Source organism: Actinorectispora metalli, assembly GCF_056323685.1.
Map to the genome: position 1 here is coordinate 2,680,948 of NZ_JBREYE010000001.1, position 19,042 is coordinate 2,699,989.

Here is a 19,042-nt window from a genome sequence, read left to right on the forward strand (position 1 = left end):
CCAAAAAGAGCTGATCATTGCGCTTCCCAGGACGTTGAGCACGAAGTCGAAGTGACCGAGGTCACTGCGTCCCGAACGGAATTTAGGACGTCCTGGACGCCGGCCGGTGTGCGTCGGCGGCTCGGCAGGGTCCATCATTGGCCGCCACGGAGATCGTCAGCGTGAGTTCCGGTCGCACAAATCCCCGCTTCCCGTCAGCGCCAACTGACGTCGAGTGCGTGCCAGGAATCCGCGTGGTCTCTCGGTAACTGTCCGGGTCACCAGCCTATCTGGAGTATCTCGATGTCTGCTTCACCGACACCGTGGGTGTCAGCGGCTCAGTGCGTGTTGTTCCCCGCGGGAACAAGGGCCTGCGCGGTCGTGCTCGTGCTCGTTTTCCTCGTCCTGTTGCTTCGCCTGGGTTTCGATCCGATGACCTGTCTCGCGATGCTGTCAGCAGCGGTCATGTTGGGCTTGCGAATCGCACCAGGTGTCAAAGCGCAGGCCGAGGTGTCGCCCCTGTGAGCGCGAGCATGGCCACCGAAACCGTTCAGGGGGCGTTTCATCAGGCGTTGCGCGACCGCTGGATCCGAGCGGGTCGTCCGACTGTCGAGGCGATGGCCAGACGGGCGGGTGTTCCGCCGGAGGAGATGCCGGAGCTCCATACGTCGATCTACCTGATGCCTTGGTCGGCGGTCAGCGTGTTCCTCGCGGGCTGTGGCATCAGGAAGACGGAGCAGCCCGGCTGGTACAGCCTTTGGGACCGGGCGCAGGCGATCGGCACCTCGACGAAGCCGCTTCAGCGTGAGTCGTTGCGGCCTGCGGAGTGGCGGAGCACAGGCAAGAAGAACGAATCCGTCATCGTGGCGTCAGCGGAAGCGGTCAGCAACCTGTCCGAATTGCAGGCTCTTCTGGAAGAGCTGCGGATGAGGGCTGGAGTGTCGTTCTCCAGTATTGCCCAACGAGCGGGGAAGGGTCTGTCCAAGAGCACAGCCCATCAACTCGTGAGAAAGAACAGTCTGCCGAAGAAGAAATCGTTGCTGGAATTCGTCCGCGCGTGCAACGCGACGCTGGAGGAAACCAAGGCGATCAGAGACGCCTGGGTCAGGCTCTCGGCGGAAAGCGTCGACAAGCCCAATGTCGCGGAGGCCTCGCCTATCGAGCCGAAACTCTCTCGGCAAGAGCACTGGGACAGCGGCGCCGCATCAGCCCGCTCGACTGCTGAGCGGGTTGAAGGGCTGCGATCCGCGCCGACGGAACCTGCTAAACCGTGGCCGGCGTCTGCCGAAACAGGACAACCCGAGGGCGGCGTCCGCCAGCTGATGATCTCGGTCCGTGAACTGGCCATGGTGACAGTCGTGCTGTTGGTCTTCGCGGGCAGCGCCGTGGCCATGTGGAAGCTCGGCCTCGACCTCACGCTGATTGTGGTCGTCTACCTCATGGCCGGAATCACCATCACTTTCGCCCGCTACACGCGGACCGAGCGACGCGAGGACAAGGAGATCGTCGAAAAGCCGCGATATGCGCCGAGGTTCCTGGTCGAGACCGCGGACCTATATGACCTTCCTGAGGTGACGCCACCGGTAATCGGGGCGATCGAACGGGATGTCTACTGAGTTCAGTTCACCGCGGACTGCCACCAGGAGAGGAGTTCGTTGGCGACGCTGGGGACGGCGACGAGGACTCCGTCGGTGGGGAGGGGGTCCGGTTCGCCGTTGCGGTTGAGGACGACGGCGCCTGCTTCCAGGGCTAGGGCCACGGCGCCTGCGATGTCCCATTCGTGGTAGCTGTGCAGGACGGTGCCCATGGCGTGGCCGAGGGCTACCTGGGTGATCGCCAGTGCGGAGGAGCCGAGGACGCGGACGCCCGCGTGGCCGCGGGCGGCGCGGGTGACGAAGTCGGTCATGCCGGGCCACGGGCCGCCGCGGCCGTATTCGGTGCAGACGATGCCGCCGGAGATCACGGTGCGTTCGCCAAGCCGGATCGGGGTTCCGTTGGCGCGCATGCCGCGGCCGCGGGCGGCGGCGTAGATCTGGGCGCGGTAGGGGTCGGCGACCACGCCGACCACCGGTCCGAAGGGGTCCACAAGCGCCAGGCTGTAGCCGCACCAGGGCAGGCCCGCGACGTAGTTGGCGGTGCCGTCCACCGGGTCGACCACCCAGCGGTAGTGCGAGCCCTCGGCGTGGGCGTCGGCGCCGAACGCCTCGCCGACCACCGGCATGGTGGGGAACTCGCCCGCGAGGACTCGGCGGGTATGGCGTTCGAGGGTGCGATCGGTGTCGGTCACCCAGTCGAAGGGGGACTCCTTGACCTCCGGGCGCGCGCCACGGCCCGCCGTGGCGGTGATCACATCGGCGGCATCGTTGGCCAGTCGACCCGCGACTTCCAGAGCCCGGGAGACCAGGCTCGGGTCTGCGGGCTGTGCGGGACGTGCGGACACTACGGTCACGCCGACCTAGCCTGACCGGTTACGGTGTCTGCGATGCGACGCCAAGGTGACATGCCGGAGATCACTGGGTCAAATGAGCGGGTCGCCGGCTCGGGGGCCCGGGCCGGTGCTGTTCAGCATGGTCCTTCCGCGGATGCGGTCACCGCCGGGAACGAGGTGTTCGACAACAGTTTCGCGAGCTGTCACACGAGCGTCGACTCGAATGCCGTTCCAGGAGGCAACGTAAGGCGCGTGCGTGTGGCTATCGTGACCGAGAGCTTCCTGCCGCAGGTCAACGGGGTTACCAACTCGGTGCTCCGGGTCCTGGAGCATCTACAGCGGTCCGGCCTCGACGCGCTGGTGATCGCTCCCGGCGCAGGCGAGGACAGCTACAACGGCTTTCCTGTCGTCCGGCTGCCCGCTTTGGACCTGCCGGTGGTCAACTCCCTGCCCATCGGGGTGCCCACCCGCAAGATCCACGCGGCGCTGAGCGACTTCAAGCCCGATGTGGTGCACGTGGCCTCGCCGTTCGTGGTCGGCGCCCGCGGCATCTCGGTGGCGCGCAAGCTCGGCATCCCCACGGTGGCCATCTACCAGACCGATGTGGCCGGGTTCGCCCAGTCCTACGGCCTCGGCCTGACCGCACGCGCCGCGTGGCGGTGGACGAAGCGGCTGCACTGTATGGCCGACCGCACGCTCGCGCCGTCCACCTGGGCGGTGGAAGCGCTGCGAGACCACGGCATCCCGCGCGTGCACCGCTGGGCCCGCGGCGTCGACACCGCCAGGTTCAGCCCCGGCAAGCGCAGCGACAAGCTGCGCGCCGAATTGGCGCCCAACGGCGAATTGTTGGTCGGCTACGTCGGCAGGCTCGCGCCCGAAAAGCAGGTCAAATGGCTGCTCGCGCTGCGCGGCATGCCGGGTGTCCGCCTGGTCGTTGTCGGCGACGGTCCCGCCCGCCAGGAACTCCAGGAGCAACTGCCGGACGCGGCCTTCCTGGGCTTCAAAACCGGCGAGGAGTTGGCCGAGGCCTACGCCAGCCTCGACGTCTTCGTGCACACCGGCCCCTTCGAGACGTTCTGCCAGGCCGTTCAGGAGGCGCTGTCCTCCGGGGTGCCTGTACTGGCACCGGACGCGGGCGGCCCGCGCGACCTCGTACTGCCCGGCCGCACCGGCTACCTGCTGCCCCCGCACGACGAACAGGCGCACGCCCAAGCGTTGCGGGAGGCCGTGATCGCGCTGTCGGACCCAGCCCTGCGGGCCCGGTTCGGCGCGGCGGCGCGCCGGTCAGTGTTGCGGCGCACCTGGCCTGCGATTTGTGACGAACTGCTCGGACACTATGCCGATGTCACCGGTTTGCCGGTTGTCAAGCGTAAGGTCGCGTGAGCGGGGTACTACCCCGTAACCGAGTCCGAATTACAGTGTTAGGCCCATTGCCCGAGGGGGACGACGACCTAACCGGCACAACAGCAGGGAAACGCCTCGCATGCGCATCGTTCAGCTTGCGAATTTCTACGGGCCGCGCTCCGGTGGCCTGCGGACTGCGCTGAACCATCTCGGCTCCGGGTACACCGCGTATGGCCACGAGGTCATCCTGGTGGTTCCCGGCAGCACCCACGAGGACGAGTTGCTGCCCAGCGGCGTCCGCCGCATCACGCTCCCCGCCCCGAAGGTGCCGTGGACCGGCGGCTACCGCGTGGTCGACCCGTGGCGGATCAAAACGCTGCTTGAGGTGCTGCGCCCGGACTGCCTCGAGGTGTCCGACCGGCTGACCCTGCGCGGCATGGGCCGCTGGGCCGCCGAACGCGGCATCCCCAATGTCGTGATCTCCCATGAGCGCTTCGACCGGCTGCTCGAGCAGTTCCTCATGCCCGGCCCCGCCGCCCGCAAGGTCGCGGACTGGGCGAACGGCAGGATGGCAGCCAACTACGACACCGTCGTGTGCACCACCAGCTTCGCCCGCGAGGAGTTCGACCGGATCGGCGCGAGCAACGTGCTCCGGGTACCGCTGGGCGTCGACCTCAAGACCTTCACCCCGGCCAACCGCGACGGCTGGCTCAAGGCCGAACTGGCGGGCGGCGCGGACGCGCTGCTGGTCCACTGCGGCAGGCTGAGCACCGAGAAGCACGTCGAGCGCAGCGTGGACACCGTCGCCGAGATGTACGAGTCCGGCCAGAACGTGCGGCTGGTCATCGCGGGCGACGGTCCGCGCAGGCACGCCCTGGAGCGCCGCGCCGCCGGACTGCCGATCACCTTCCTCGGCTTCGTCTCCTCCCGCGGCGAGGTGGCCAGGCTGCTGGCGACCGCCGACATCTCGCTGGCCCCCGGCCCGCACGAGACCTTCGGCCTGGCTGCTCTGGAGGCGCTCGCCTCGGGCACGCCGGTGGTCGTCTCGCAGCGGTCCGCGCTCAAGGAGATCGTCCGCCCCGGCTGCGGGGTCGCGGTGGCCGACGAGGCACCGGCCTTCGCCGAGGGCGTCGCCGAACTGCTCAACGACCCCGAGCCGATGCGCCGGGCGGCGGCCAGGGCCAGGGCCGAGCAGTTCCCGTGGCCGAACGCGGTCACCGGAATGATGGAAGCCCTCGGGGCGCGCTGACCGCCAAACCGGTGGGCGTAGGCTGCGCGCTATGTCCCGAGCTGGATTGGACAAGAAGCCGCGCGAGGTCGCGGCCATGTTCGATGACGTGGCCCGTGGCTACGACCGGACGAACACCGTGCTCACCCTCGGGTGGGACCGGCGCTGGCGCGACTTCACCCGCCGCTGCCTGGACTCCAGGCCCGGCGAGCGGGTGCTCGACCTCGCCGCGGGCACCGCGGTGTCCACTGTGGAGCACGCACGCAACGGCGCCTACTGCGTCGCGGCGGACTTCTCCATCAACATGCTGCGCAACGGCCGCCACCGCGGGGTTCCGCTGGTCGGCGCCGACGCGCTGCGGCTGCCGTTCGCCGAGGCGAGCTTCCACGCGGTGACCATCAGCTTCGGCCTGCGCAACATCGTCGACACCGAGGCCGCGCTGGCCGAGATGGCGCGGGTCACCAAACCCGGCGGCAGGCTGGTGATCTGCGAGTTCTCCACGCCGGTGTGGCGCCCGTTCCGCGCCCTCTACGAGACGATGCTCACCAAGGCCATGCCCGCGGTGGCCCGGAAGGTGTCCTCCAACGCCGAGGCCTACACCTACCTGGCCGACTCCATCCGCGACTGGCCGGACCAGCGGGAACTCGCCGAGAAGATCGCGGCCGCAGGCTGGGGCGAGGTCGCCTGGCGCAACCTCTCCGGCGGCGTCGTGGCCGTACACCGCGCGGTCAAGCCCTAACACCGGACTCCGGTACGCCCTTACACTCGCGAGCAGTTCTCGAACACCGCCCAAGGGGGTCGCCCATGCCCGCGTCCAGTCGCCGACGGCCAGGGGACGACGCCGAGGTCATCGTCGTCGGAGCCGGGCCAGCCGGTTCCGCCACCGCCACCTACCTGGCGCGAGCGGGCCTGGACGTGCTGCTGCTGGAGAAGAGCGTCTTCCCCAGGGAGAAGGTGTGCGGCGACGGCCTCACTCCGCGCGGCGTGAAGCAGCTGATCGACCTCGGGGTGGACACCACCGAGGAGGCGGGCTGGCTGCACAACCGCGGCCTGCGCGTGGTCGGCGGCGGCGTCACCCTGGAGTTGGACTGGCCCCAGCTGGCGACCTTCCCGCCCTACGGCGTGGTGCGCCCCCGGCAGGACTTCGACGAAATGCTGGCCAAGCACGCCGAGCGCGCCGGTACCCGCATGTTGCAGGACACCACCGTCACCGCCGCGCTGACCGACGACCGCACCGGCCGGGTGACCGGCGTGATCGCCAAGACCGGCCCGGAGAAGACCCAGGTCACCTACCGGGCGCCGCTGGTCGTCGCCTGCGACGGCGTGTCGGCGCGGCTGGCACTCTCGGTCGGCCTGCAAAAGCGCGACGACCGCCCGATGGGCGTCGCGGTGCGGCGGTACTACACCAGCCCCCGCAGCAAGGACGACTACCTGGAATCCCACCTCGAGCTGTGGGACCGCTCCAACCCCGCCGAGCCCACCCTGCTGCCCGGCTACGGCTGGATCTTCGGCATGGGCGACGGCACCGTGAACGTCGGCCTCGGCATCCTGTCCACGTCCAAGGCCTACGGCACCACCGACTACCGGGCGCTGCTGCGGTCCTGGCTGGACGGCACCCCCGAGGAGTGGGGCCTGCGCGAGGAGCACGCCAGCGGCAAGATCGGCGGCGCGGCGCTGCCCATGGGCTTCAACCGCACCCCGCACTACCGCGACGGCCTGCTGCTGGTCGGCGACGCGGGCGGCATGGTCAACCCGTTCAATGGCGAGGGCATCGGCTACGCCATGGAGTCCGGCCGCATCGCCGCGGAATGCGTGGTGCACGCCCTGGCCCGCCGCGAGGGCCCGTCCCGCGAACGCGCCCTGCAGCACTACCCGGTCGCGATCAGCCAGTCCCTCGGCGGCTACTACCGGCTGGGCAACATCTTCAGCAAGCTGATCGGCAATCCGGCGGTGATGCGTGCCTGCACCAAGTACGGCATGCCGCAGGAGCGGCTGATGAAGATCGTCTTGAAGCTGCTGGCGGGTCTGTACGACCCGAAGGACGGCGACCTGACCGACCGCGTGATCACGCTGGCCACCAAGGTGGCCCCCAGCGCCTGATCCGGTGCATCACGAGAGCCATTCGGGTACAAGGTGATCACCATCGCGCCTAGGCTCGTTTTGAGTACTAGGCGCGGCGGAGTCGTACCACTAGCTTGAACGGCGTGAGGTATCAGGTCGAGCTGGACGACTTGGCCCTGGCTGTCGCCAAAGACCGCCTGGGCACCACCACCATCAACGACACGGTGAACGCCGCCCTCTGGTTCGCCACGGCGGGCCAGAGAACGCCGGTGGACGAGGCGGACGCGGAACTAAACACCCTCGCGTCCTGACCTCAGGGCTTGAGGGCGGCGAGCTCCAGAGGCACCGGTACGGGTGCGGCCGTGATCGTCACTGTCTCGCCGGTCCGCACGGTGTGCTCCTCGATGTAGCTGCCTTCCTTCAACCGGTAGCAGGTCAGGCCGAGGCCGCCAAGGCGCTCGTGTGCCAGCGTCCAGAGGAACGGGATCCCGGCGGCGGCGTAGGCCGCGATCTTCGTCTCCCGCTCGGCCCGGCTGTTACCCGGCGACCAGACTTCGACCGCCAGTTCGATGTCCTCAGACGTGAAGCTAACGCCCACCGGAGGAGTGTTCAGCACAACGACGTCGGGGATCAGAGCGGTGCGCCACGGGGTGCTGATCCGGACGTTGACCGCGGGCACGACATACAAGTCGCCTCGGTTGGCGGCGATTGTCGCGTCTTCCACGAGCCTGGTCAGTCGGTACGCAACGAATTGGTGCTCGCCTGCGGGTGCGGGAGTCATATAGAGGTGTCCAAGGATCAGCTCGAGGCGAGACCCATCTATCGGAGGGTCGAGCGCCAACCAGTCATCAACTGTGTGCGGGCCGATCATTGGGTGTTGCATAGGTTCTGGGTGTTGCAGGGCTGCTGACACTGCCCCACCTCCTCGGTTGCACTCTCATTCAGTGTCCCACGTCCGCAGATCGCAGCAAGGGTGAACAAGCCTGCGCGGGCGGGACGGCCGCGACGTTCGGTGCGGCCCGCTTGATCCGTATCGGCCGCGTTCGGTCTCGTCTGTAGCCCTTGAGCTTTTCGCACTGAAAGTCACCCCGACCCGGTGGTGGGGCGCCACAAGATGCGGGCGTACGCTGGAGACCTTGTGAACAAACTCACAAGCGTTGTGTGAACGGTGTCACCGCTGGTCAGTGGCGAAAAGGGCAGGTGGTCGAGAGTCAACTTAGGTCCGCCTAACTCACAGGGTGTCCTGGGCCACGTTTAGGGTCAGTTCGACGTTGTCGCCGAAATGGGTCGCTGGCGAGAACACGAAAGGACGGACGAGGAAGTCATGCTCCAGCCTTACGTCCCGCTTGTCCTGATGTTTGCGCTGGCAGCGGGCTTCGCGGTGTTCTCGGTGACGGCTGCGCCGTATATCGGTCCCCGTCGCTACAACCGCGCCAAGCTGGACGCCTACGAGTGCGGGATCGAGCCGTCGCCGCAGCCTGTCGTGGGTGGCGGGCGCATGCCGGTGGCCTACTACCTGACCGCGATGCTGTTCATCCTCTTCGACATCGAAATGGTGTTCCTCTACCCATTCGCGGTCAATGCGGACGCACTCGGACTTTTCGGTCTGGCGGAAATCTTCTTGTTCATCGTCACGGTCGGCTTCGCCTACGCCTATGTCTGGCGTCGCGGCGGGCTGGACTGGAACTGAGAAAGGGGGAGGGCGAACCATGGGTCTCGAAGAGAAGTTGCCGGGCGGCGTTCTGCTGGCCAGCGTCGAGAAGCTGGTCAACTGGACGCGCAAGTCCTCGCTCTGGCCTGCCACGTTCGGCCTTGCCTGCTGTGCGATCGAGATGATGACCACCGGCGGGCCAAGGTATGACCTGGCCCGTTTTGGTATGGAGGTCTTCCGCGCCTCGCCTCGCCAGGCCGACCTGATGATCGTCGCGGGCCGGGTCAGCAACAAGATGGCGCCGGTGCTCCGCCAGATCTACGACCAGATGCCCGAGCCGCGCTGGGTGCTGGCCATGGGCGTGTGCGCCTCCTCGGGTGGCATGTTCAACAACTACGCGATCGTGCAGGGCGTCGACCACGTCGTGCCCGTCGACATGTACCTGCCGGGCTGTCCGCCGCGGCCGGAGATGCTGATGGACGCGATCCTCAAGATCCACGCCAAGATCATGGACGAGCCGCTCGGACCCAAGCGGGCGGCGCTCAAGGCCGAGCGCGGCGAGCAGACCCTGATGATCCCGTCCTCCCAGCGTTACGCGAAGAAGTGACCTCGATGAGCGACAAGGAAAACCCTGCTCCCGGCGCCGAGCACTCCAGCGCGCAGCGCGGTGAGCCCGGCTTGGAGCCGCACGTCAACGGACAGCAGCCCGCCGAGGCCAAGGACGGCATCGTCGCGGGCAAGTCCCGGCGCGGCATGTTCGGCGTCAGCGGCTCCGGTGACACCTCCGGTTTCGGCGGCCTGGCGCTGCCCGCCTATCTCCCGGCCCCCGCGGAGCGGCCCTACGGCGGCTGGTTCGACGAGTTCATCGACACGCTGCTCGCCGTCATGGACGAGCGCGGCATCCCGGCCGAGGCCATCCAGCAGATCACCGTTGACCGCGGCGAACTCACCGTCTACGTGCGGCGCGAGCACCTGTTGGAGATCTGCCGGGCGGCGCGCGACGACGAGTCGCTGCGGTTCGAGCTCTGCTCCAGCGTCTCCGGGGTCGACTACGGACCCAATGTGCCGCAACGGCTGCACTCGGTCTACCACCTCACGTCCATGACCTACCGCCGCCGGGTGCGGCTGGAGGTCGTGCTGGACATCGAGGACCCGCACCTGCCCAGCGTGGTCGAGGTCTACCCGACCGCCGACTGGCAGGAGCGGGAGACCTACGACATGTTCGGCATCGTCTACGACGGCCACCCCGCGCTGACCCGAATCCTGATGCCGGACGACTGGGACGGCTTCCCCCAGCGCAAGGACTACCCGCTCGGCGGCATTCCCGTCGAGTACAAGGGCGCCGAAATTCCTCCGCCCGACCAGCGCAGGAGCTACTCATGAGCAGCACCGAGCGTCTTTCCGACGTCACCACGGGCACCGACACGACCACCGGGTACAGCGATCCCTACGCACCCGCGCGGGAAACCACCGAGGGCACCGTGTTCACGGTGACCGGCGGGGACTGGGACAGCCTCGTCGACGACACCGCGCACGACGAGCGCATCGTGGTCAACATGGGCCCGCAGCACCCGTCGACGCACGGCGTGCTCCGGCTGGTGCTCGAACTCGAGGGCGAGACCGTCACCCAGGCCCGCTCGGTGATCGGCTACCTGCACACCGGGATCGAGAAGAACTGCGAGTACCGGAACTGGGTTCAGGGCGTCACCTTCGTGACGCGCATGGACTACCTGGCGCCGCTGTTCAACGAGGCCGCCTACTGCCTCGCGGTGGAGAAGCTGCTCGGCATCACCGCGCCGCCGAGGGCGCAGACCGCCCGCGTGCTGCTGATGGAGATCAACCGGATCACCTCGCACCTGGTCTGCCTGGCCACCGGCGGCATGGAGATCGGCGCGCTGACCGCCATGACCGCGGGCTTCCGCGAGCGCGAAGAGGGCCTGCACCTGCTGGAGTTCCTCACCGGCCTGCGGATGAACCACGCGTTCATCCGGCCCGGCGGGCTCGCGCAGGACCTGCCCGACGGCTACCGCCAGAAGATCACCGACTTCGTCAAGATCATGCGCAAGCGGCTGCCGGACTACGACAAGCTGCTCACCGGCCAGCCGATCTGGCGCAAGCGCCTCGCGGGCGTTGGGTACCTGCCCGTCGACGCCTGCCTGGCGCTGGGCGTCACCGGGCCGATCCTGCGGTCCGCCGGCCTGCCATGGGACCTGCGCAAGATCGACCCGTACCTGGGCTACGAGCGCTTCGACTTCGAGGTGCCCACGCTCAACGACGCGGACTGCTTCGCCCGCTACCTGATCCGCGTCGAGGAGATGCACCAGTCGCTGCGGATCATCGAGCAGGCGCTGGAGGCGCTCGAGGACGGTCCGGTCATGGTGGAGGACGTCAAGGTCGCCTGGCCCGCCAAGCTGACCATCGGTGCCGACGGCATGGGCAACTCCCTCGACCACGTCCGCAAGATCATGGGTCAGTCGATGGAATCGCTGATCCACCACTTCAAGCTGGTCACCGAGGGCTTCGACGTGCCCGCGGGCCAGGTGTACGTGCCGATCGAATCGCCGCGCGGCGAATTGGGCTACCACCTGGTCTCCGACGGTGGCACCCGCCCGCTGCGGGTGCACGTCCGCGAACCCAGCTTCATCAATCTCCAGTCGATGCCTGCGATGAGCGAGGGCGGCCTGATCGCCGACGTCATCGCGGCGGTGGCCTCTATCGACCCGGTGATGGGCGGTGTTGACCGGTGACCCTGCAAGCGGACAGCGACTTCACTGAATACGACGACGTGTTCGGCGAGGACACCATCCAACGGGCGCAGGCGATCATCGCCCGCTACCCGCAGTCCCGCTCGGCCCTGCTGCCGATGCTGCACCTGGTGCAGTCGGTGGAGGGCTACGTCAGCCAGGAGGGCATCGCCTTCTGCGCCGAGCAGTTGGAGCTGACCACCGCCGAGGTGAGCGCGGTGGCCACCTTCTACACCATGTACAAGCGCAAGCCCTGCGGTGAGCACCTGGTCAGCGTCTGCACGAACACCCTGTGCGCCGCGCTCGGCGGGGACTCGATCTACGACAAGCTGCGCAAGCACCTCGGCTCCGAGGACCGGCCGCTGGGCCACGAGGAGACCGCGGGCACGCCCGGCGAGCCGGGGTCGGTCACGCTGGAGCACGCCGAGTGCCTCGCGGCCTGCGACCTCGCTCCCGTGCTCCAGGTGAATTACGAGTTCTTCGACAACCAGACGCCGGAGTCGGCCACCGAACTGGTGGACAAGCTGCGAGCGGGCGAGCGGCCGGTGCCCACCCGCGGCGCCCCGCTGACCGACTTCAAGCAGGCCGAGCTCCAGTTGGCGGGCTTCTTCGAGGGCCGCGACGCCGATGTCGGCGGGCGTTCGGCCGCGGACGAGACGCTGCGCGGCGCGCGGCTGGCCAACGAGAAGGGCTGGACCGCGCCCGCGATGCCGGACCGAGTCGACCTGCCGCCCGTACCGGAGAAGAAGTCATGAGCGAACACACGCTGACGCCGGTGCTGACCAAGCGCTGGATGTCGCCGAACTCCTGGACGCTGCACACCTACGAGCAGCTCGAGGGCTACACGGCGCTGCGCACCGCGCTGGGCGCGCATCCGGACCAGCTCATCCAGCTGTGCAAGGACTCCGGTCTTCGGGGTCGCGGCGGCGCGGGCTTCCCGACCGGCATGAAGTGGGGCTTCATCCCGCAGAACGACGGGAAGCCGCACTACCTGGTGATCAACGCCGACGAGGGCGAGCCGGGCACCTGCAAGGACATCCCGCTGATGATGGCCGACCCGCACTCGCTCATCGAGGGCTGCATCATCACCAGCTACGCGATCCGCGCGAACTTCTGCGCGATCTACGTCCGCGGCGAGGTGCTGCACTGCATCCGCAGGCTCAACGCCGCGGTCCGCGAGGCCTACGAAGCGGGCTACCTGGGCAAGGACATCCTCGGTTCGGGCTTCGACCTGGACATCGTGGTGCACGCGGGCGCGGGCGCCTACATCTGCGGCGAGGAGACCGCGCTGCTGGACTCGCTGGAGGGCCGCCGAGGCCAGCCGCGGCTCAAGCCGCCGTTCCCCGCCACCGCGGGCCTGTACGCATCGCCGACGGTGGTCAACAACGTGGAGACCATCGCCAGCGTGCCCTTCATCGTGCAGGGCGGCTCGGACTGGTTCCGCGCCATGGGCACCGAGAAGTCGCCGGGGCCCAAGATCTACTCGATCTCCGGCCACGTGGAGAAGCCCGGCCAGTACGAGGCGCCGCTGGGCATCACGCTGCGCGAACTGCTGGAACTGGCGGGCGGCATGAAAGACGGCATCCCGCTGAAGTTCTGGACGCCGGGCGGCTCCTCCACCCCCATGTTCACCGACGAGCACCTGGACGTGCCGCTGGACTTCGAGGGCGCGGCCGCCGCGGGCTCGATGCTGGGCACCACCGCCGTGCAGGTCTTCAACGAGACCGTGTCGGTGCCGTGGGCCGTGATGAAGTGGACCGAGTTCTACAAGCACGAGTCCTGCGGCAAGTGCACCCCCTGCCGGGAGGGCACCTACTGGCTGGTGCAGATCCTGCAGCGCATGCTGCGGCACGAGGGCACCCCGCAGGACATCGACACCCTGCTGGACATCTGCGACAACATCCTCGGCCGGTCCTTCTGCGCGCTCGGTGACGGCGCGACCAGCCCGATCACCAGCGCCATCAAGTACTTCAGGGACGAGTTCCTCGAGCTGTGCCAGGCGCAGCCCGGCGCTCGGCCCGTACTCGCGGGAGCGCAATCATGACCCTTGCACCCGACAAGAACAGCACCGAGCTTGAAGTGCCGGAAGGCCACGTCAAGCTGATCATCGACGGGGCCGAGGTCATCGCGCCCAAGGGCGAGTTGCTGATCCGCACCGCGGAGCGGCTGGGCACGGTGATCCCGCGGTTCTGCGACCACCCGCTGCTGGAGCCCGCAGGCGCCTGCAGGCAGTGCCTGGTCGAGGTCGAGATGGGCGGGCGCCCGATGCCCAAGCCGCAGGCCTCCTGCACCATGACGGTGGCCGACGGCATGGTGGTCAAGACCCAGCTCACCTCGCCGGTGGCGGACAAGGCGCAGCAGGGCGTGATGGAGCTGCTGCTCATCAACCATCCGCTGGACTGCCCGATCTGCGACAAGGGCGGCGAGTGCCCGCTGCAGAACCAGGCGCTCAAGCACGGCCGCGGTGACTCCCGCTTCGTGGACACCAAGCGCACCTTCCCCAAGCCGATCCCGATCACCTCGCAGATCCTGCTGGACCGCGAGCGCTGCGTGCTCTGCCAGCGCTGCACCCGGTTCTCCGAGCAGATCGCCGGTGATGTGTTCCTGGAACTGCTGGAGCGCGGCGCGCACCAGCAGATCGGCACCGCCACCACCGCGGAGGTGGAGGGCGACGCCTTCGGGGACAAGGAGCAGTCCTACTTCTCCGGCAACACCATCCAGATCTGCCCGGTCGGCGCGCTGACCAGCGCCGCCTACCGGTTCCGGGCCCGCCCCTTCGACCTGGTGTCCACCCCCGGCGTGTGCGAGCACTGCTCCGGCGGCTGCGCGATCCGCACCGACTGGCGGCGCGGCAAGGTGCAGCGCAGGCTCGCCGCGGAGGACCCGCAGGTCAACGAGGAGTGGATCTGCGACAAGGGCCGCTTCGCGTTCACCTACGCCACCCAGCCCGACCGCATCCTGCGGCCGATGGTGCGGGACTACGAGTCCGGTGACCTGGTCGAGTCCTCCTGGACCGAGGCGCTGCGGGTCGCCGCCGAGGGTCTGCTGCGGGAACGCGAGCAGGGCGGGGTCGCGGTGCTGCCCGGCGGCAGGCTCACCCTCGAGGACGTCTACGCCTACAGCAAGTTCGCCAGGATCGCGCTGCGCACCAACGACATCGACTTCCGCGCCCGCGCGCACTCGGAGGAGGAGCTGGAGTTCCTGGCCTCCACGGTGGTCGGCACCAGCCCCGAGACCGGCGTGACCTACCAGGCCCTCGAAAAGGCACCCGCGGTGCTGTGCGTGGCCTTCGAGCCCGAGGAGGAGTCCGCGGGCGTGTTCCTGCGGCTGCGCAAGGCGGCCCGCAAGAACCGCACCAAGGTCTTCCACCTCTCGCAGTGGACCAGCCCGGCGGTGGCCAAGACGACCACGCTGCTGCACGTCGACGCGCCCGCCCCCGGCGGCGGCCTCATCCCGGCGCTGCCGGGAGCCGAAGCCGTTGTGCTGGAGGAACTCCCCGAGGAAACCGTGCGGGAGCTCAGCGCTGAAGGCGCGGTGCTGCTGGTCGGCGAGCGTGCCGCCGAGGTGCCCGGTCTGCTGTCGGCGTTGTTGCGGCTGTCCGAGCGGACCGGCGCCAAACTCGCCTGGATCCCCCGGCGGGCAGGCGAGGTCGGCGCCATCGAGGCCGGCGCGCTGCCCACCCTGCTGCCCGGTGGTCGTCCCGTCATCGACGGCCCGGCCCGGCACGAGGTCGAGGAGGCCTGGGGCCTGCCGCATGGCGCGCTGCCGGTGCTGCCCGGCCGCAACACCGACGAGATCATCGAGGCGGTGGTCCGCGGCGAGCTCAGCGGCCTGGTGATCGGCGGCGTCGACCCCTACGACCTGCCCGACCCCGAACGCGCGATGGCCGCGGTGCGGTCGGTGAACTTCCTGGTCAGCCTGGAACTGCGGCAGAGCGCGGTGACCGGCTACGCCGATGTGGTGCTCCCGGTGGCTCCCACGGTGGAGAAGGCGGGCAGCTACCTCAACTGGGAGGGCCGCCGCCGCGAGTTCACCACCACGCTGGAGGGCACCGGCGCACTGCCCGACTGCCGGGTGCTGGACACCCTGGCCGTCGAGATGGACGCCGACCTGTTCACCCAGACCCCCGCCGCCGCGGCCTCCGACCTGGCCAGACTCGGACCGCACCGGGGACAGCGCATCGCCGCGCCGAACCTGCGGGCCGAGATGCCGCCGCGCCCCGTCGGCGACGAGGCGCTGCTGGCCACCTGGCACCAGCTGCTGGACAACGGGTCCATGCAGGACGGCGAGCCGCACCTGGCGGGCACCGCGCGGCCCGCCGTGGCCCGCATCTCGATCGGCACCGCGCGGGAGATCGGCCTCGGCGACAGCGAACTGCTCACGGTGGCGGGCGAGGAAGGCGAGATCACCCTCCTCGCGGAGTTCGCCGACCTGCCCGACGGGGTCGTGTGGCTGCCGAGCAACTCCGGCCAGTCCTGCGTGCGCCGCACGCTGGGCGCCGGGCACGGTGCGCTGGTCACCTTGACCGCCGCTAACGGAGGTACGGCATGAGCACGCTCGGAGTGCTTGCGCAGCAGCGGCCGGACACCGGCGCGCTGATCGCCGACGACCCGATCTGGCTGACGCTGATCAAGGTCGTCGGGATCTTCGCCTTCCTGGTCGTCATGACGCTGTTCATGATCTGGCTGGAGCGCCGCGTCGTCGCTCGCATGCAGCACCGGCCCGGCCCCAACCGGGTCGGCCCGTTCGGTCTGCTGCAGTCGCTGGCCGACGGCCTGAAGCTGGCGTTCAAAGAGGACATCCGGCCGGTATTGGCCGACAAGTGGGTGTACTTCATCGCCCCGGTGATCTCCACGATTCCCGCGTTCCTGGCGTTCTCGGTGATCCCGCTGGGCGGCCAGGTCACCATGTTCGGCCACGAGACCGCGCTCCAGCTCGCCGACCTGCCGGTCGGGGTGCTGGTGGTGCTGGCCTGCTCCTCGCTTGGCGTCTACGGCATCGTGCTGGCCGGCTGGTCGTCGGGCTCGCCGTACCCGCTGCTCGGCTCGCTGCGCTCGGCCGCCCAGGTGATCTCCTACGAGATCGCGATGGGCCTGGCCATCGTGTCGGTGATCCTCTACTCGAAGTCGCTGTCCACCGCGGACATCGTGGCCTCCCAAGCGGATCGCTGGTACGTCATCCTGCTCTTCCCGAGCTTCGTGATCTACGTGATCTCGATGGTCGGTGAAACCAACCGGGCGCCCTTCGACCTTCCCGAGGCCGAGTCGGAGCTGGTCGGCGGCTTCCACACCGAGTACTCCTCGCTGAAGTTCGCCCTGTTCTTCCTCTCCGAGTACGTCAACATGGTCACCGTCTCGGCGCTGGCCACCACGATGTTCCTCGGCGGCGGCTACTTCCCGTTCGTTGCGACGGACAGCGTCCTGAACAACGGCTGGCTGATGATGCTCTGGTTCGTCATCAAGACCTTCGGCTTCCTGTTCCTGTTCATCTGGCTGCGCGGCACGCTGCCGCGGCTGCGCTACGACCAGTTCATGCAGCTGGGCTGGAAGGTCCTGGTTCCGCTCAGCCTGGTCTGGTTTATCGCGGTTACCGCCATCAACGTGGCGCGGCAGCAGGAGGGCATGAGCCCGCGGGCGATCCTGCTCATCGGCGGCGGCATCTTCGTGGTGCTGATCCTGCTGAGCCTGCTCATCCCGGACCGCCGCCCGGTCAAGGACGACGACCGGGTGCCGGTCACCGGCGGCGGGTATCCGGTGCCACCCATCGACCTGCGGGTGCCGAAGCCGCCGGTCCGCAAGGCCAGGGTCACCGCGGGCAGCACCAAGGCGCTGCCCGAATCCGAAGCCGTACCTGCCGGCAGTGTGAAGGAGGCAGGCAATGGGGATGCTTGATCCGATCAAGGGGTTCGGCGTCACCTTCTCGACGATGTTCAAGAAGGTGGTCACCGAGGAGTACCCCGAGGTCATGAAGGTCACCGCACCGCGGTTCCACGGACGCCACCAGCTCAACCGGCATCCCGACGGGCTGGAGAAGTGCGTCGGCTGCGAACTGTGCGCCTGGGCCTGTCCCGCCGACGCGATCTACGTGGAGGGCGGCGACAACACCGAGGAGCAGCGGTACTCGCCGGGGGAGCGCTACGGGGAGATCTACCAGATCAACTACCTGCGCTGCATCGGCTGCGGCCTGTGCATCGAGGCCTGTCCGACCCGCTCGCTCACCATGACCAACGAGTTCGAGCTGGCCGATGACAACCGGCAGGACCTGATCTACACCAAGGAAGACCTGCTCGCCCCGCTGCTGCCCGGCATGGAGCAGCCCCCGCACCCGATGCGGCTTGGCGAGAACGAGCAGGACTACTACGTCATGGGCCCCGAACTGGCCAAGCGCCCTGACGTGCCCGACCCGGTCCAGGAGGAGATCAAGTGACGCTCCTGACGGCACTCGCCCAGGCGCAGGAACAGGCCGACACCATCTCCACGGGTGAGGCCATCACGTTCTGGATCCTCGGCCCGCTCGCACTGGCCGGGGCGCTGGGCATGCTGTTCTCCCGCAGCGCCGTGCACTCCGCGCTGTGGCTGGCGCTGACCATGCTCAACCTTGGCGTGCTCTACATCGTCCAGCAGGCGCCGTTCCTCGGCGTGGTGCAGATCATCGTCTACACCGGCGCGATCATGATGCTGTTCCTGTTCGTGCTGATGCTGGTGGGCCGCGACGCCTCCGACTCGGTGGTCGAGGTGCTGCGCGGCCAGCGGCTGGCGGGCGCGCTGCTCGGCGTCGGCTTCGCCGGGCTGCTGGTGGCCTCGGTGGCCAGGGCGCTGACCTCGGTCACCTCGATCGGCCTCGCCACGCCGAACACCACCGAGGGCGGCAACGTCGCGGGCCTCGGAAAGCTGATCTTCACCGACTTCCTGTTCCCGTTCGAGCTCACCTCGGCGTTGCTGATCACCGCCGCGATCGGCGCGATCGTGCTGGCGCTGATGGATAAGAAGCAGGGCGCCAAGCCCACCCAGCGGGAACTGGTCGAAGCGCGGTTCCGCGGCGAGCACGACCGCCCGTCGCCGCTGCCCGGTCCCGGTGTGTTCGCCACCGCCAACTCGGTGGCCACCCCGGCGCTGCTGCCGGACGGCTCGGTCGCGCCGGAGTCGCTGTCGGAGATCATCGAGTCCACCGCCCGCGAGCGGCTGAACCCCGATCTCGCCGCCGTCGCCGGTGACGTCCCCGAGCCGGACGCCCACGCGCTGACCGGCAAGGACCGCGACGCTGCCGCGGCGAGCCGAGTCACCGATGCGGAGGGAAGCAAGTGAGCCCCACGTACTACCTGCTGCTGTCCGCGCTGCTGTTCTCCATCGGCGCGGTCGGGGTGCTGGTGCGCCGCAACGCCATCGTCGTGTTCATGTGCATCGAGCTCATGCTCAACGCGGTGAACCTCTCGCTGGTCACCTTCGCCCGCATCAACGGGTCGCTGGACGGCCAGGTGATGGCGTTCTTCGTGATGGTCGTGGCCGCTGCGGAGGTCGTGGTGGGCCTGGCGATCATCATGTCGATCTTCCGGACGCGTCGCACGGCCTCGGTCGACGACGCCAACCTGCTCAAGTACTGAGGTGCAC

Annotated in this window: 19 protein-coding genes; 17 read left to right on the forward strand and 2 right to left on the reverse strand. The window is 68.5% G+C overall.

Features of this window, described 5'->3' with window-relative positions; genetic code table 11:
• Positions 1-500 precede the first annotated feature (500 nt).
• Positions 501-1,595 (forward strand): hypothetical protein, encoded by a 1,095-nt coding sequence (locus tag ACU6XJ_RS12650; RefSeq protein ID WP_476310124.1) that lies wholly within the window; start codon positions 501-503, stop codon positions 1,593-1,595.
• Between the two features lie 2 nt (positions 1,596-1,597).
• Here ACU6XJ_RS12650 and ACU6XJ_RS12655 read toward each other — a convergent pair whose 3' ends face one another.
• Positions 1,598-2,428, reverse strand: a complete 831-nt coding sequence (locus tag ACU6XJ_RS12655; protein ID WP_476310127.1) for an inositol monophosphatase family protein — start codon at positions 2,426-2,428, stop codon at positions 1,598-1,600.
• Between the two features lie 231 nt (positions 2,429-2,659).
• Between ACU6XJ_RS12655 and ACU6XJ_RS12660 the strand changes: the two genes are divergently transcribed.
• From ACU6XJ_RS12660 to ACU6XJ_RS12680, 5 genes are all read left to right on the forward strand, one after another.
• Positions 2,660-3,790 (forward strand): glycosyltransferase family 4 protein, encoded by a 1,131-nt coding sequence (locus ACU6XJ_RS12660; RefSeq protein WP_476310129.1) that lies wholly within the window; start codon positions 2,660-2,662, stop codon positions 3,788-3,790.
• A 100-nt stretch (positions 3,791-3,890) separates the two neighbouring features.
• Positions 3,891-5,000, forward strand: a complete 1,110-nt coding sequence (locus ACU6XJ_RS12665; RefSeq protein WP_476310131.1) for a glycosyltransferase — start codon at positions 3,891-3,893, stop codon at positions 4,998-5,000.
• A gap of 31 nt (positions 5,001-5,031) precedes the next feature.
• Positions 5,032-5,718 (forward strand): demethylmenaquinone methyltransferase, encoded by a 687-nt coding sequence (locus ACU6XJ_RS12670; protein WP_476310134.1) that lies wholly within the window; start codon positions 5,032-5,034, stop codon positions 5,716-5,718.
• A 65-nt stretch (positions 5,719-5,783) separates the two neighbouring features.
• Positions 5,784-7,079, forward strand: a complete 1,296-nt coding sequence (locus ACU6XJ_RS12675; protein ID WP_476310137.1) for a geranylgeranyl reductase family protein — start codon at positions 5,784-5,786, stop codon at positions 7,077-7,079.
• Between the two features lie 104 nt (positions 7,080-7,183).
• Positions 7,184-7,351: a hypothetical protein gene (locus tag ACU6XJ_RS12680; RefSeq protein ID WP_476310140.1), complete on the forward strand. Its 168-nt coding sequence runs from the start codon at positions 7,184-7,186 to the stop codon at positions 7,349-7,351.
• Between the two features lie 2 nt (positions 7,352-7,353).
• Here the strand turns inward: ACU6XJ_RS12680 and ACU6XJ_RS12685 are convergent, their stop codons facing one another.
• Positions 7,354-7,923, reverse strand: a complete 570-nt coding sequence (locus tag ACU6XJ_RS12685) for a Uma2 family endonuclease (RefSeq protein ID WP_476313978.1) — start codon at positions 7,921-7,923, stop codon at positions 7,354-7,356.
• A gap of 441 nt (positions 7,924-8,364) precedes the next feature.
• Here ACU6XJ_RS12685 and ACU6XJ_RS12690 point away from each other — a divergent pair, with 441 nt between their 5' ends.
• The 11 genes from ACU6XJ_RS12690 to nuoK are packed head-to-tail and all read left to right on the forward strand — an operon-like array spanning position 8,365 to position 19,035.
• On the forward strand, positions 8,365-8,730 hold the full coding sequence (locus ACU6XJ_RS12690; protein ID WP_476310142.1) for an NADH-quinone oxidoreductase subunit A: 366 nt from the start codon (positions 8,365-8,367) through the stop codon (positions 8,728-8,730).
• 19 nt (positions 8,731-8,749) lie between these two features.
• Complete coding sequence (locus ACU6XJ_RS12695; RefSeq protein ID WP_476310145.1) at positions 8,750-9,298, forward strand: NuoB/complex I 20 kDa subunit family protein; 549 nt, start codon at positions 8,750-8,752, stop codon at positions 9,296-9,298.
• Between the two features lie 5 nt (positions 9,299-9,303).
• Positions 9,304-10,074 (forward strand): NADH-quinone oxidoreductase subunit C, encoded by a 771-nt coding sequence (locus ACU6XJ_RS12700; RefSeq protein ID WP_476310148.1) that lies wholly within the window; start codon positions 9,304-9,306, stop codon positions 10,072-10,074.
• Positions 10,071-11,438, forward strand: a complete 1,368-nt coding sequence (locus ACU6XJ_RS12705) for an NADH-quinone oxidoreductase subunit D (RefSeq protein WP_476310151.1) — start codon at positions 10,071-10,073, stop codon at positions 11,436-11,438. Before ACU6XJ_RS12700 ends, ACU6XJ_RS12705 begins: the two co-directional genes overlap by 4 nt.
• A gap of 2 nt (positions 11,439-11,440) precedes the next feature.
• Positions 11,441-12,190: an NADH-quinone oxidoreductase subunit NuoE gene (nuoE, locus tag ACU6XJ_RS12710; RefSeq protein ID WP_476313980.1), complete on the forward strand. Its 750-nt coding sequence runs from the start codon at positions 11,441-11,443 to the stop codon at positions 12,188-12,190.
• Positions 12,187-13,479 carry an NADH-quinone oxidoreductase subunit NuoF gene (gene nuoF, locus ACU6XJ_RS12715; RefSeq protein ID WP_476310154.1) on the forward strand — a complete coding sequence of 431 codons (1,293 nt, stop codon included), beginning with the start codon at positions 12,187-12,189 and terminating at the stop codon, positions 13,477-13,479. Before nuoE ends, nuoF begins: the two co-directional genes overlap by 4 nt.
• Positions 13,476-15,986, forward strand: coding sequence for an NADH-quinone oxidoreductase subunit G (locus tag ACU6XJ_RS12720; protein WP_476310157.1), 2,511 nt, complete (start codon positions 13,476-13,478; stop codon positions 15,984-15,986). Before nuoF ends, ACU6XJ_RS12720 begins: the two co-directional genes overlap by 4 nt.
• Positions 15,983-17,326, forward strand: coding sequence for an NADH-quinone oxidoreductase subunit NuoH (nuoH, locus tag ACU6XJ_RS12725; RefSeq protein ID WP_476310160.1), 1,344 nt, complete (start codon positions 15,983-15,985; stop codon positions 17,324-17,326). The genes ACU6XJ_RS12720 and nuoH overlap by 4 nt, the downstream gene beginning before the upstream one ends.
• Positions 17,313-17,861: an NADH-quinone oxidoreductase subunit NuoI gene (gene nuoI / locus ACU6XJ_RS12730; protein ID WP_476310163.1), complete on the forward strand. Its 549-nt coding sequence runs from the start codon at positions 17,313-17,315 to the stop codon at positions 17,859-17,861. The genes nuoH and nuoI overlap by 14 nt, the downstream gene beginning before the upstream one ends.
• The gene (locus ACU6XJ_RS12735; protein WP_476310165.1) at positions 17,858-18,739 is read left to right on the forward strand and encodes an NADH-quinone oxidoreductase subunit J; all 882 of its coding nucleotides are present in this window, start codon (positions 17,858-17,860) and stop codon (positions 18,737-18,739) included. The genes nuoI and ACU6XJ_RS12735 overlap by 4 nt, the downstream gene beginning before the upstream one ends.
• Positions 18,736-19,035 (forward strand): NADH-quinone oxidoreductase subunit NuoK, encoded by a 300-nt coding sequence (gene nuoK, locus ACU6XJ_RS12740; protein ID WP_476310168.1) that lies wholly within the window; start codon positions 18,736-18,738, stop codon positions 19,033-19,035. The genes ACU6XJ_RS12735 and nuoK overlap by 4 nt, the downstream gene beginning before the upstream one ends.
• The last annotated feature ends 7 nt before the right edge of the window (positions 19,036-19,042 follow it).